Annotated in this window: 11 protein-coding genes; 3 read left to right on the top strand and 8 right to left on the bottom strand. The window is 46.0% G+C overall.

The features are described from left to right. Positions 1-96: 96 nt before the first annotated feature. The 3 genes from nhaB to LJ740_RS18625 all read left to right on the top strand — a co-directional run bounded on the left by nhaB (position 97) and on the right by LJ740_RS18625 (position 2,893). Entirely contained in the window at positions 97-1,674 is a 1,578-nt protein-coding gene (gene nhaB, locus LJ740_RS18635) for a sodium/proton antiporter NhaB (RefSeq protein WP_229530643.1), read from the top strand. A gap of 99 nt (positions 1,675-1,773) precedes the next feature. After that, a complete protein-coding gene (gene dsbB / locus LJ740_RS18630; protein WP_229530797.1) occupies positions 1,774-2,289 on the top strand; it encodes a disulfide bond formation protein DsbB in 516 nt (171 codons plus the stop codon). 1 nt (position 2,290) lies between these two features. Continuing rightward, the gene (locus tag LJ740_RS18625; protein ID WP_229530642.1) at positions 2,291-2,893 is read left to right on the top strand and encodes an FMN-binding negative transcriptional regulator; all 603 of its coding nucleotides are present in this window, start codon (positions 2,291-2,293) and stop codon (positions 2,891-2,893) included. Here LJ740_RS18625 and LJ740_RS18620 read toward each other — a convergent pair. The 8 genes from LJ740_RS18620 to LJ740_RS18585 form a co-directional block, all read right to left on the bottom strand. Then, positions 2,884-5,850, bottom strand: a complete 2,967-nt coding sequence (locus tag LJ740_RS18620) for a TonB-dependent receptor plug domain-containing protein (RefSeq protein ID WP_229530641.1) — start codon at positions 5,848-5,850, stop codon at positions 2,884-2,886. The genes LJ740_RS18625 and LJ740_RS18620 overlap by 10 nt on opposite strands. A 120-nt stretch (positions 5,851-5,970) precedes the next feature. Further along, on the bottom strand, positions 5,971-7,038 hold the full coding sequence (locus LJ740_RS18615) for a FecR family protein (protein WP_229530640.1): 1,068 nt from the start codon (positions 7,036-7,038) through the stop codon (positions 5,971-5,973). A 3-nt stretch (positions 7,039-7,041) separates the two neighbouring features. Further along, positions 7,042-7,638 (bottom strand): RNA polymerase sigma factor, encoded by a 597-nt coding sequence (locus LJ740_RS18610; RefSeq protein WP_229530639.1) that lies wholly within the window; start codon positions 7,636-7,638, stop codon positions 7,042-7,044. Between the two features lie 130 nt (positions 7,639-7,768). Next, a complete protein-coding gene (locus LJ740_RS18605) occupies positions 7,769-10,411 on the bottom strand; it encodes a TonB-dependent receptor plug domain-containing protein (protein ID WP_229530638.1) in 2,643 nt (880 codons plus the stop codon). A 442-nt stretch (positions 10,412-10,853) separates the two neighbouring features. After that, on the bottom strand, positions 10,854-11,345 hold the full coding sequence (locus tag LJ740_RS18600) for a YcgN family cysteine cluster protein (RefSeq protein ID WP_229530637.1): 492 nt from the start codon (positions 11,343-11,345) through the stop codon (positions 10,854-10,856). A 1-nt stretch (position 11,346) separates the two neighbouring features. Continuing rightward, on the bottom strand, positions 11,347-12,033 hold the full coding sequence (locus LJ740_RS18595) for a fumarylacetoacetate hydrolase family protein (protein ID WP_229530636.1): 687 nt from the start codon (positions 12,031-12,033) through the stop codon (positions 11,347-11,349). 4 nt (positions 12,034-12,037) lie between these two features. Further along, entirely contained in the window at positions 12,038-13,045 is a 1,008-nt protein-coding gene (locus LJ740_RS18590) for a lytic murein transglycosylase (RefSeq protein ID WP_229530635.1), read from the bottom strand. Then, entirely contained in the window at positions 13,038-13,322 is a 285-nt protein-coding gene (locus LJ740_RS18585; RefSeq protein WP_229530634.1) for a YcgL domain-containing protein, read from the bottom strand. The genes LJ740_RS18590 and LJ740_RS18585 overlap by 8 nt, the downstream gene beginning before the upstream one ends. Positions 13,323-13,344: the final 22 nt, after the last annotated feature.

Here is a 13,344-nt window from a genome sequence, read left to right as displayed (position 1 = left end):
TAAACTGGGTGCTCAGAGGTTTTATCGCTTGCAATTTTGCGTGGCAACCTCTAAAACAGGTATCAACTTTTTAGTATGAAAAAAGGAACGGTTTCAATGCCCCAAAATCTGCTTCAGTCTCTGTACCAAAACTTCCTGGGTAACGCCCCGGACTGGTATAAAAAGGCCATTATTGCGTTTCTCGTTATCAATCCCTTTCTGTTTAGTATGAATCCATACATTGCTGGATGGGCACTGGTATTACAATTTATTTTTACTTTAGCGATGGCATTAAAATGCTATCCATTGCAACCCGGCGGCCTGTTGTTGCTGGAAGCCTTAGCCATAGGAATGACATCACCTGACATGATGCGCCATGAAATCATTCTCAACATCGAGGTGGTATTACTTTTGGTGTTTATGGTGGCAGGCATATACTTTATGAAAGACCTGCTATTGCACGTCTTCACTAAATTACTCATTAATCTGGAAAGTAAAGTCGCACTTTCAATGGCATTTTGTGCCTCTTCTGCGATTTTATCAGCCTTCCTCGATGCGCTAACCGTTGTCGCTGTAATCATTGCAGTGGCCACCGGGTTTTATTCTATCTATCACAAAGTCGCGTCTGGAAAATCCTTTCACCATGATCATGACCACACAGATGACGACGGACTGCATCATCCAACCCGTAATGATTTAGAAGACTTCAGAGCATTTTTACGCAACCTGATGATGCACGCCGCAGTTGGTACTGCTCTGGGAGGCGTTATGACTATGGTGGGTGAGCCACAAAACTTGATCATTGCTCAGCAAGCGAGCTGGGGCTTCCTGGAATTCTTTATCCGCATGAGCCCGGTCACTATCCCGGTGTTTATTTTTGGTCTGTTAACCACCGCAATTCTGGAAAAAACGAAAGTATTTAGCTACGGTGCACAGTTGTCACCTGCGGTCCGGGAAATCCTGGTCAGTTACAGTACTCACCTGGATGAACAACGTACAGATAAAGACCGGGCGAAACTGTTTATTCAATCCATTATTGCGGTGTGGCTAGTCATCGGTCTGGGTATGCACCTGGCAGCAGTAGGTCTGATTGGTTTGTCCATTATCGTGCTTGCTACCGCTTTTTGTGGTGTTATCGAAGAACACGCTATTGGCCATGCCTTTGAAGAAGCGCTGCCATTTACCGCCCTGCTTTGTGTGTTTTTCGGGATTGTAGCGGTCATTATCGACCAAAAACTATTTATCCCGGTTATTCAGTGGGTTTTGACCTTCGAAGGGAAAACTCAACTTCTGGTGTTTTATATGGCTAACGGGGTTCTCTCCATGGTCAGTGACAACGTATTCGTCGGTTCGGTATATATAACCGAAGTGGGCAACGCTCTTAAAGCAGGTGAAATTACCCGTGACCAATACGACATGCTGGCAGTGGCAATCAACACCGGTACCAACTTACCCAGTGTTGCGACGCCTAACGGCCAGGCCGCCTTCCTGTTTCTGCTAACATCAGCGCTGGCACCACTGCTGCGCCTTTCCTATGGTAAGATGGTGTATATGGCGTTGCCTTACACTGTTGTGTTAACGATTGTTGGCCTGTTAGCGGTTTACTTTAATTTGTACGATATGACCGACTGGTTTTATGAAATGGGTTGGATTAGCCATCACTCCGCTGAATTGGGTGAAGTGTCCGGACATTAGCACCAGTACATATTTTATTACTAAAAGCACCTTTTAACAGGTGCTTTTTTTTTACGTAGCCCCTTATAATACCGCAAAAAATAACGAGAAATGACCGTGCTGGAACTACTGAGCAAATTCCCCGATGAAAAAAGTGCCTGGGGTGCGTTATGGCTAAGCGCCCTGGGGTTTGAAATTACCGCGCTATTTTTTCAATATTCTATGGGATTAGCCCCCTGTATAATGTGCATCTATCAACGCACCGCCATGTTGGGTATTCTTATCGCAGGTTTGGTGCCGTTCATTTACAACCATTTCGCCACCCGACTGTTTGGCTTTATGCTTTGGGGGTTGTCGGCAATTTGGGGGTTACTAATCGCCATAGAGCATGTTGATATTCAGATGGACCCTAACCCCTTTTTCGCCTCCTGTGAGATTGTCCCTAACTTCCCATCGTTTTTGCCCCTGCACGAGTTGCTACCCGCGTTTTTTGCAGCCACCGGAGATTGTGGCAATATCGACTGGCAGTTCCTGCATTTTTCCATGCCGCAGTGGATGATAATCCTGTTTGGTTTGTACAGTCTGATGTTAATCGCGATGTTGATCCCACGCCTTATTGTGCAAAAGCGCTTTTAGTATGTATATCCCAAAACCGTTTAACGTAGAGCTCTCGCAAAGCCTGAATTTTATTCGGGCATATCCCTTTGCCAGCATAACAACCACTGAGCCATTGCAAGCCACCCACGTGCCGTTAACGCTGATAGAAAACCAGAATGGTACACTGCTGCTAGAGGGGCATGTCGCCCGGGCCAACCCTCACTACAAATGCTTTGATGGTCGTGAAGCTCTATGCATTTTTACCGGACCACACGCCTATATTTCCGGACTCGATTACGAAAAAGGCCCGGCTGTGCCCACCTGGAATTACACAACAGTGCATGTAACAGGCACAATCGCCCGACTACCGGAAGAGCAAAACCGACTGGTGGCATTGCGTATGCTGAGTCATTACGAACCTGACCATACAGAACACCAGTCAGTGTATAATGACGCCTATATCGATAGGCTCAGCAAGGCCATTGTGAGCTTTCATATTTCAGTGAGTAACCTGCAGGGTAAGTTTAAGCTTGGGCAACATCGCAGTGAAGCAGATCAAATTAAAACACGGGAAAGATTAGCCGCCAGTGACCACTATGAAGATAAGGCGCTGGCGCAATTCATCTCACAACATCAAAATTGATAGAGTAAACGCCCGTACCACAGCCCACCGTTAATACCCATAGGGGACGTTGAGGGATATAACGCCCCGGCTCTGCCTGACCAGGGATTGCTGTCAGGACGATTATCCAGCAAATTATTCGCTCCAGCCACCAACGACCAGGAGGGCGAAAACTGATAACCAAACTCAATATCCACTGTGACTTCAGAGCCAGCATAAATGTCAAACCCCGAGGAGGCATCAAGATGGTCTTCGTAGTAACCCGAGTAATAATTAAAACGCAGTAAGGTGTTAAAATCATCCCAGGTCTGGCTGATAGCCAGTGAGGCTCTGTGCCTGGGAATATTCTGCTCTATCATGCGAATGCGCTGCTCGGTCAGGTTGGCTTGCGTCACCAGATCGCCATTAATATCTGCTCTGGTATATAAAGATACGCGCTCCACATCCGTTTGGGTCCAGTTGTAGTTAAATGAAAACTGCGTCTGAACCCCTTCAATATCGGTGACATAATTCATGACCCAATCGACGCCACGCGTTTGAGTATCAAAATCATTGGTAAAAAACTTGATGGAAGAAAAACGGTCAGCGTCCTCAATGCCCTGACTGACCAACGCCGCCAAATCCTCATTGGTCAGAGCAATACCAGATGTGGTGCTGATACGTTCTTTCAGGTTGATCTGAAAATAGTCCAGGGTAATGAAAAACTGTTTCGCAAATTGTCCCACCAAACCAAAACTCACGTTAACTGACTCTTCAGGCTCAAGCGGAGTAGCTCCTACCTGTTGGCTGATGGGGTGTGTTGGCGGTAAGGTCGCCTGGTCCTGCAGTTGATTATTGTAAAATGCTGTCGTGACATTAATCACATTGCTTTGTCCCACTGTGGGGGCTTTAAAGCCACTGTTTATCGAGCCGCGCAACCCAAACGAACTATCCAGTTGTGCCAAAAAAGACAACTTCCCGTCAAGGGTATTTCCAAAGTCAGTGTAATCTTCATAGCGCACTGCCGTATTAATCAGCAAATTTTCATTGAGCCAGGATTCGAGTTCCAGATAAGCCGCCCAGTTTCCGCGAGACCAACTGCCCTGAGATTCCGGACGATAGCCAGGAAATCCATTGGAGCCAATAGTTAACCCGGTAGCTTGTCGTGTCTCGGCGGTCAATGCATAAGGTCCGGTCACCCATGACGCATAATCCCCGGCAACCTGACGGTAAGTTTCCCGACGCCATTCTAACCCCGTGGCAAGGTTGAGTTCATCAAACCAACCCACAACAAGGGATTTCTTTAGATCGAGGTTAACACTCCTTTCGATTTGTCTGGCCCCTCCAGGATTAAATGAGGTCGGAGAGTCGGGTCCCAGTGATGGGTTAACCGACTGACTGAGAAAATAATCCACTGACGAATAACCCAGTGCCGCACTCATATCGTATTCCCAACCACCTGACAAAGTTCCTGTGAAACCGGCAGCCCAAAACCCATCTTCCACAATGCCCCCAAACTGAGGAGTAAATCCCGCCGGGAACATTTCGTTGAACGCAAAACAATTCGGATCATCGAACACCTGCTGATACTCAGGTGTTAAGTGCAGTACCGTATCCCCCTGATAGGTCAGTTGCGGACAAGCCATACCATCATCCGGGGTTAAATCTAATACGATCCAGCGGTAGGCAGAAGGCGTTAAAAACTCGTTATTCGTGCCATCAGTAACGTCGCCATCATCAAAAATAGGAATCGCATTGACACCCGAACGGGTCTGCGGATTTCTGTAAAAAAAACCGCCTTCTATCTTCCGTTTAGCAATATTCGCAAAGCTGTAAAATTGATTTTCAGCATCGAGCTCAATACCCAAATTAGCCATTGCCTTAACGTCGTAATAAGTTTTCGGTGTGCCCCAAATTTGCGCGGGATCAGCTACTGGCAAACCGTTTTCAGCCAAAAAACCGGCGTCTTGCCTTTGTGTGCTTCGACTTGTGGGTTCTTTGTGAACTGACTCGGCACTTAAGTTTAAAAACCCATTTTCCCCCACAGAAAAGCCTCGACTGGCCAGTAATTGCAGTGCCTGGCCATCTCCTTCGTAATATTGCGCAACACGACTTTCAAACATGCCTCCTTCGCTGTCATCCTTAAGAGTGAAGTTCAAAACCCCGGCAATGGCATCTGAGCCATATTGTGCGGATGCTCCGTCCCGCAATACACCAACCTGTTTAATGCCGGATATGGGGATTGCAGCAATGTCAGGCCCTTGCGCGCCATCCGACAAGCCGCCTCCCAGAAACGTGATAACAGCAGAGCGATGGCGGCGTTTGCCATTAATCAATACCAGAGTGTGATCAGAAGCCATGCCCCGCAGATTTGCCGGACGGATAAGTGTTGAGGCGTCATTGATTGGCTGGTCATTGACGTTGAAAGACGGGATCAACTTAGACAACATTGACAACATATCGGTATTGCCCTGACGGCGCATATCAGCGGCAGATATCACATCCAGAGGCACAGACGATTCAATTGCATTACGCGGGCTGGTGCGCGTACCTACGATGGCGATTTTTTCAATGTAGGTTTCCTGCAACTCAACTTTGTAACTGGAGCGCTCGGTTTCAAGTTCGCTGTTTAACAAGGGTCTGGCGGTTGCGTACCTGGCCGGCACATGCCTGATTGGCCGTACACTGAGTTGCCCGTGAACATCGGTCACCGGATATAACCCGGTGCCTTCAAGGAGCTTCACTATGCCCAGCTCGATGGTGTATTCGCCTTGTAATGCATTGGTGCGCTCTTGCTCAGCAAGCTCATACGGAAAGAGTAATGTGGTGTTAGCTTGTAATGCGAATTCAGTTAACGCTTCATGTGCGGGTAATGCAGGAATATTAAATAAAATCTTATCTTCTGCCCCTGCGGCAGCGGATATTACAATCGTTAAGAGGAACCACAGCGAGTAAAGTACCACTCTTATCCGGGCGAAAGCCGCTATGAAGCCTGACACAATAGCTCCCGATACTTCATAACAGTTTTTATTTGCGTTCCCGGATACTGGCAATTTTAATTATTTTTTTCGTTTTTATGGCTGGCACATTACCAAAAAAACTTAGAAAACGCTTGCTAATTAATGCGATTGCGCCGCATTTAAATAGATAACACCCCCCACAACCTCATGCTCAATCGCAAAGTTGTTTTGCAGTGCGTGTAACAAGCCTTCCGTGTCTCCCACTTTAAAGTAACCTGCTACGCGCCGGGCTTTTATCACTTCGTCCTTAAGTACAAATTGTTTCGCAGTATAGCGATTCATTTCGGCAATGGCATATTCCAGACTTTCGCCCTGAAAGACCAGCATGCCCTGTTGCCAGGACAAGTTGCGCTGAACCTGATCCAGCGACAATCTGATCATAGGTTCAGAGAAAAACCCGTCGAATACCGCAGTATCACCAGACACCATGATGGTACCCAGTGCGCTAAAATCATCTGTTTTTAGTTTGTGAATATCATCCGGCATTGACTGATTAATTTCAGAAACCAATACCTTGCCTTCCGTTACCAACAACTCAAACCGTTTGTTTTCCAACAATTGAACATTAAACGCCGTACCAATAGCCGTTACTTTGTTTTGCCCCGCAGCAACCACAAAAGGCCGGTTCGCATCGGGTGCAACTTCAAAGTGAGCCTCTCCTGAGAGTATTTTAATGCTGCGCACTTTATCTCCCAGGTTTACTTCCACCGCACTGTTAGTATTCAGCGCTATTAATGAGCCATCTCCAAGAGCAATCGTTTTTTGTTCACCTACTGAGGTTTCATGTACCTGACTTTGCGCCTGTACTTGCTGTGGAATATCGGACTGGGGTTGCCACTGCATCCACATAAACATAATTGAGCATAGCAATGCAAAGCTGGCCGCGGTAGCCATAAAGGGCCGACTCAAGAATACCCGACTCTGTTGGGCGTCAGCATTCGATTTTTCAGCTAAGGGAAACAATCCACTGAGTTCATGCATAACACTGAGATCATCCCACAGAGCCGCCATTTCAAACAGCGAACTCTGATGATTATCACTTTGTTTAATCCAAAGCTGCAACTGATTGCGCTCCCGATCTTCTAAACCTCGATCTATCCGGCTAATCCATTCACAGGCTTGTTCCTGGATTTGCTCTTTAGAAATAAGTGGGGTCACTTTATTCATAACTTATTTACCACGTCCGAACAGGCTGGAAAGATTGTTTTTGGGGTCACTTCGCTTTCCTTTTTCAGACTTCTCATCTTTACGGCCACTGCCCGTGGCCTGGTTAGTTTTCAAATAATTCGCACATTGATGTAAACCTTTGGCAACGTGCTTTTCCACGGTACTTTCACTGATCTGCAAATAATCAGCAATTTCCCTTTGACTCAATTCATAGACCTTTTTCAATAAAAACACGCGTTTTACTTCTGGCGATAAATGGTCAGTAGCGCGACAAAAATGCAAAAAACGCTCTTTGCTTTCCACCTGCCGTTCCAGTTGCATGCCGGCGAAAATAGCATCCTGCTCGTCCAACTCTTCCATGGAAAAGTTGTGCTTTTCAGAAGCTTTAGAGACGTGATTGAGCGCAAGGTTCCGTGCAGTTTTCAGCATATAGGTTTTTTCAAACTGAATTTCCTGCTTCAATTCTGCTTCATAGCTACGCAGCCAGGTTTCCTGGACAATGTCATCCACTTCATCAGAACTTACAATCCCACTTACCGCTCGCTTTAATTGGGAGCGATACTTGAGAAATACGTCAGTAATGTTTGAGGGTTTGGCCATATCTTTAAATGTATCTTGCAACCTATTGCTATAACTCAAAACGCATTGTCATAGCAATAAACTGAAAATGGTTGTCAATAAAATGGGGGCACAGGCCCCCATTCATTTCAGTGTCAGGGAGGACACTATATTAGAAATTGTATAAGGCTCTCAAGTAGTAAAAACCACCGTTGATACCAATGGGCGAAGTAACTGGGTATTGTGCACCTGCCACTTCAGTATCCCACGCCAGGTTTTCATCTGGATACTCGTCAAACGCATTCTTGGCACCAAGAATCAGTGTCAGTGAATCGTTTACTGTATAACCCAACTCCAAATCAACGGTTACTTCAGAACCGATGTTGTCGATAGGTAGGCCAGAATCAAGGTGGTCTTCAAAGATGCTACCGAAATAGTTCAGGCGGCCCATCACTCTCCAGTCACCGTTAGTATGATTTGCTGTCAGGCTATAACGCACTGCTGGCAAGTTATCTTCTAACATGTGAATTCGATCAGCTGAAATGTTAACAGTTTCATCGTCACCAATGTTATCGATTTCACTTGGGCTTACTTCTCTCACACCACCGGTGGCCAGGTTGAACGCTTTCACCGAGTCAACTTCAGTTTTCGTCCAGTTGTAGGCCAAAGAAAATACTGTGTCACCACCCAGCATTTCCATGGTGTAGTTAGCCACTAAATCCACACCCTGAGTGGTAGTGGTAAAGTCATTCGTAAAGAAGCTAACCTCACTGAAGCTACTGGCGTCAGTTACACCGGCAGCAAGCAGAGCGGCAATATCAGCATCAGATAACTGCAAACCGGAAGTTGTACTTAGACGGTCTTCCAGTTCAATGTTGTAGTAATCCATTGTCACGAACAAACCGTTGTCCAGTTGACCAACAACACCGAAGCTAAAGCTGGTGCTTTCTTCTGGTTGTAGTTCTGTTGCACCTTTTTGCTGTGCAATTGGATCCGAAGGCGGCAATGTTGCACGGTCAACCAATCCAGCCGGTGAGAACGCTGTTGTTACGTTACGCACGTTACTTTGACCAATTGTTGGTGCTTTAAAGCCAGTCGCCACCGCACCACGTAATGCCCAGTCATCGGTCATCTGCCAGCGAGCAGACACTTTACCTTTCGTGGTATTACCAAAGTCAGAGAAGTCTTCAAAACGGATAGCAGCGCCAACCATGAAGTCTTCTGTCAGATACATTTCTGAATCCAGGTACATGGCAATACTGTTACGGCTTTCTTTACCCTGGAATCTGGCAGCCAGACCAGGGAAACCGTTGGAGCCGATACCAAAGCCCTGAGCAGCCAAAGGACCTACTTCATAAGACTTCGCATCACCGGCGATGGATTCGTATGATTCATTGCGATATTCAACACCACCGGCAAGAAACAGTGGCTCAGCCATACCAACATCAAACGATTTATTTAAGTCAATGTTGAAACTTTGCTCTGACTGAATATAACGGCCTGGGCTAAATTCGGTTGGCGTATCTGGACCCAAAGAAGGGTTAACAGTATTGCGAATAGAGAAATCAACTTCGTTCATGCCCACGTAAGCACTGATGTCATAGTTAATTTCATCGCCAAATTCACCCTTGGTACCAACGACCAAAGACGCATCCTGAATTTTACCACCAAAGCGCGGAGTGAAGCCGCCTGGGAAAAGTTCGTTAAATGCGAAACAATCAGGGTTATTGGCCACTTCGCTTTGATAACGCGGGTTATCCAAAACATTGTCACCCACTACGATATCAGTCGGACAGTTTCCTGACATATCACCTGTCAAATCAGCGACCAATAAAAGCTGTTCACCATCAGCGTTGGTGCCACCATCATATACACCGCCGCGATTATGTGGGTTACGATAATAGAAACCACCGTCCACTTCGCGCTCTGCATAGTTACCAAAGAAATAAGCTGAATCGGTATTGTTTAACTCGATACCCGCGTTAAAAATAAACTTAATATCACCACTAACTTCCGGGTTACCCCAGATTTGGGCAGGGTCGGCAACATTGGTGTTACCACCAGCAATCAAGCCTGCGGCATCATCACGCTGCACACTGCGCGACGTGTCATCAGCTTCACGGTATTCATAACTCATGTTTAAGAAGCCATCTTTGGTAAATGGCAGGCCAACGTTACCGGAGATCATCATCATGTCTCCGTCGCCTTCATAATAAGAGCCGTAACGCGCCTCAAGGCTACCGCCTTCGGAGTCTTCTTTCAGTGCGAAGTTGATAACACCCGCGATAGCATCAGAACCATATTGTGCTGCCGCACCATCACGCAATACTTCCACCTGCTTAAGGGCAATGGAAGGGATAACGGAAATATCCGGCCCCTGAGCACCATCAGATAAGCCACCACCCAGGAAGGTGATAACCGAAGAACGGTGACGACGCTTACCGTTTAACAAAACCAGGGTATGGTCAGAAGCCATACCACGTAAGTTAGCAGGACGAACCAGGGTTGACGCATCGTTAATAGGCTGTTCATTAACGTTGAAAGAAGGTACTGCCGCCTGCATCATGGAAACCATGTCTGTGGAGCCCTGATTACGGAATTCTTCTTCTGAAATAATATCTACGGGTACGGCTGACTCACCCACTGAGCGCGGTGCTGAACGTGTACCAACAACGGCGATTTTCTCAACGCTGGCGTCTGCGTTTTCACCTGATTCTTGAGCCATAACTGCAGGTACTGCAGTGATTGACGCTGCCAATGAAGACATTGTCACAAAACGAATGCATTTGCTTAGTTTTGATAGTTGACTGTTCATAGCTGTGTTCCAATTTATTCTAAGTGTTTAAGCTCTATGACAGAGCCATTGTGTATGTGATTTTTGTGGATTTATTTTCCTGCGCACAGGGGGAAACCCCATCCGCGCTATTTATTTATAGACAGATAAAAGGCGGAAAACAAACACTTTTTAGCAATTAAAAAAATATATTTTTTTTGATAGAGGATTTTGATTTTTGAGCTGTCTGTACCTTATGGAACACGCTAAAAACACACTTAAACACGCTTGTTATAAGGGATCAGGGATGATCCCGCACTTCTGACTATGAAGCAACACTAACACAGAAAAAGAAAAATCAATTGCGCTTAGGATACGCCTGGTAACATTTTTCGTATAACCGCAACAATTAAAAGTATGCGGTTTTTATCACCTGTTTATCAAAAAAAAATGCGCATTAATGGCAAAAACGGTTATTCAGGTATTAATCTGTGTCTTGCAATGGCCATAGTACGATATAGTCTTCGTACTTTTCTGCATCCACCTGATGTTCAAACACCGTCTTACCCCGCACCGACATTCCGGCCTTGTGCATCGCGGTTTTCTTATTGCGATTTAACAGAGGATGCCAGGCTGGTAAGCCACGGCCTTCATGCAGGCGTCGATAACTGCAACTGGTGGGCATATAAAAAATATCGCGCAAATTATCTTTCGTAAGTTGCACGCAATCAGGCACCAGTTCTGTTCTGTTATCATACTGCGTACAGGAACAGGTTTTGGTATTGAGGTAATCGCAGACAATATTGGTAAATTCAACCGACTCACCCTCTTCCAGCACATCCGTGGTTTCCGGGGTTTCAACGGCGTCATCATCAATAAACTTGTGCAGACAACATTTGCCACATCCGTCACAGAGAGATTCCCATTCCTGACGGGTCATTTCTGATAATGATTTCTCTTCCCAAAAGGCCGGCATTTTACAGTGTACTCCCCTGCTTCACTGTGGCTTCACAGGTTAACATGTTGTGCAGAGAAGCTTTAATCTGGTCACCAGACACCAGTGGACCAACCCCTTTAGGCGTGCCGGTTAGCACAATGTCACCGGGAAAAAGCGTAAAGGTTTGTGAAACATGGGCCAGCAATTCTGGCCACTGCCACAACATATTGGATGAATCTCCCTGCTGGCGACAATGTCCATTTACTTCAAGTTGGAACTGAAAAGCCGTGTTTAATGTATCCGCAGACACAGGCATGAATTCGCTCACAGGACAACTGCCATCGAATGCTTTTGCTCTTTCCCACGGATGACCATTGGCTTTGAGTTCGCTTTGTTTATCTCGTAACGTTAAATCCAGTGCCAGGCCCACGCCTGCAATGGCGTCATATACTTGCGAAACATCTGCATTGCGCAGCGGTTTTCCCAACAAAAAGGCCAATTCAAGTTCGTTGTGACACTCACCAGTTTCCGGAATGTGAATGACATCGTGAAATGACGTCAGACTATTATTTGCTTTGATAAACAATAATGGCTCTTTTGGTACCGCATTGCTTAGTTCAGCGATGTGATCGGCATAGTTGCGCCCTACACACACCACTTTTCCTGGTTGTAAAAGACAGGGTTTACCGTCTGTAAAACGATGTTGGTATTGTGTCACTGTCTCCATAGTTTCATCGTCCCAGCTTTATTCGATCTGCCAGGTGGCCGACAGAGGCACCAAAATACGTCGAGCGGTTCCAACCCATCAGTGTATGAAAGTTCTCGTACACCAGATAGATGCGCCCTTTTTCATCATCCGGCATAATCAACGATGCCATCAGTTCCCTTTCAGGTAAATCCCGTCCGTCCATGCGTCTGACCCCAAGGGTCTGCCACTCACGTAAGGGTTTCATTTTGTCTCGTTTCAGCCCCGTTAATTTGTAATTAAATCCAGCGGGTAATTTAACCTGACGCCCCCAGGTACTGGTATTATCCCAACCTTCAGTGGCCAAAAAATTAGCGATAGACGCAAACACATCCTGGGTGTTGTTCCAGATATCTTTCTTACCATCACCATCAAAATCCTGAGCATAATTTAAAAATGATGTAGGCATAAACTGACTCTGTCCCATCGCGCCGGCCCATGAGCCTTTAAAATCAGCTTTTTGGATATGGCCTTCATGTAAGATGGTCAGCGCCGCATATAACTGCTTTCTGAAAAGGGCCTCACGGCGGCCTTCATAGGCCAGCGTCGCTAAAGCGGACAATACCGGATATCCACCAGTTAATTTACCAAAGTTACTCTCTACTCCCCAAAGCGCCACAATAAAGCGCGACTGCACACCGTATTTTTCACTGACCTGCGCCAATAATTCCGCGTGTGTCTGGTGTAACTCAATCGCTTTGTTAACCTTCCAGGCTGGTAATCTTTTCGGTAAATAGGTATCCAGGGTTTGTTTAAATTCCGGCTGATTTTTATCCGAGGATACAGCCCGTTGATAAAACTGAATATCGTCGAAGCTGGCATCTAAAAATGAACGGCTAAAGCCTCTTTCCATAGCCTCTACTTTAAAATCCGATATGTACTGCTCAAAACTGACTTTGCCATCGCTGTTTTGCGCAAATACAGTTGGTTGTACCAACAATGACAGTGCCAGAAGTATTGACTGCAATGAAAGTAAAGTGGACGCCCTAATCATCCTGCTCACCTTTGACCATGGCTTTGTGTTGCACCAGGAGGCTTTCTGTTTTTGGGGGTAATTGCAAATAATAACCACTTTCTGTCAGTGCTTCGGAAACCTTGTCGTTACTGGTTCGAATCAAACTCTTTGATCCGGCAAGATTAAATAACATGACAAACTGCGGCTTTCCAAAAGTGTCCATTAATGGCTCCGGAACCCGACTAAAATCGTCACGCTTTTCAACATACAGATAAGTTTCTGTTTTCTTACTACTTTTATAAATGGCACAAAGCATACTGTGTTATTTCTGACTTCAA

The sequence above is a fragment of the Planctobacterium marinum genome (assembly GCF_020687805.1).
Classification (GTDB): domain Bacteria; phylum Pseudomonadota; class Gammaproteobacteria; order Enterobacterales; family Alteromonadaceae; genus Planctobacterium; species Planctobacterium marinum.
Note: the sequence above shows the minus strand (reverse complement) of the source record. Positions and strands in the feature narration are given on the sequence as shown.

Excerpts from the sequence above, each read along its gene's own strand:
- nhaB (WP_229530643.1), top strand. The coding sequence starts at position 97 with ATGCCCCAAAATCTGCTTCAGTCTCTGTACCAAAACTTCCTGGGTAAC.
- LJ740_RS18625 (WP_229530642.1), top strand. The coding sequence starts at position 2,291 with ATGTATATCCCAAAACCGTTTAACGTAGAGCTCTCGCAAAGCCTGAAT.
- LJ740_RS18615 (WP_229530640.1), bottom strand. The coding sequence starts at position 7,038 with ATGAATAAAGTGACCCCACTTATTTCTAAAGAGCAAATCCAGGAACAA.
- LJ740_RS18610 (WP_229530639.1), bottom strand. The coding sequence starts at position 7,638 with ATGGCCAAACCCTCAAACATTACTGACGTATTTCTCAAGTATCGCTCC.
- LJ740_RS18605 (WP_229530638.1), bottom strand. The coding sequence starts at position 10,411 with ATGAACAGTCAACTATCAAAACTAAGCAAATGCATTCGTTTTGTGACA.
- LJ740_RS18600 (WP_229530637.1), bottom strand. The coding sequence starts at position 11,345 with ATGCCGGCCTTTTGGGAAGAGAAATCATTATCAGAAATGACCCGTCAG.
- LJ740_RS18595 (WP_229530636.1), bottom strand. The coding sequence starts at position 12,033 with ATGGAGACAGTGACACAATACCAACATCGTTTTACAGACGGTAAACCC.
- LJ740_RS18590 (WP_229530635.1), bottom strand. The coding sequence starts at position 13,045 with ATGATTAGGGCGTCCACTTTACTTTCATTGCAGTCAATACTTCTGGCA.
- LJ740_RS18585 (WP_229530634.1), bottom strand. The coding sequence starts at position 13,322 with ATGCTTTGTGCCATTTATAAAAGTAGTAAGAAAACAGAAACTTATCTG.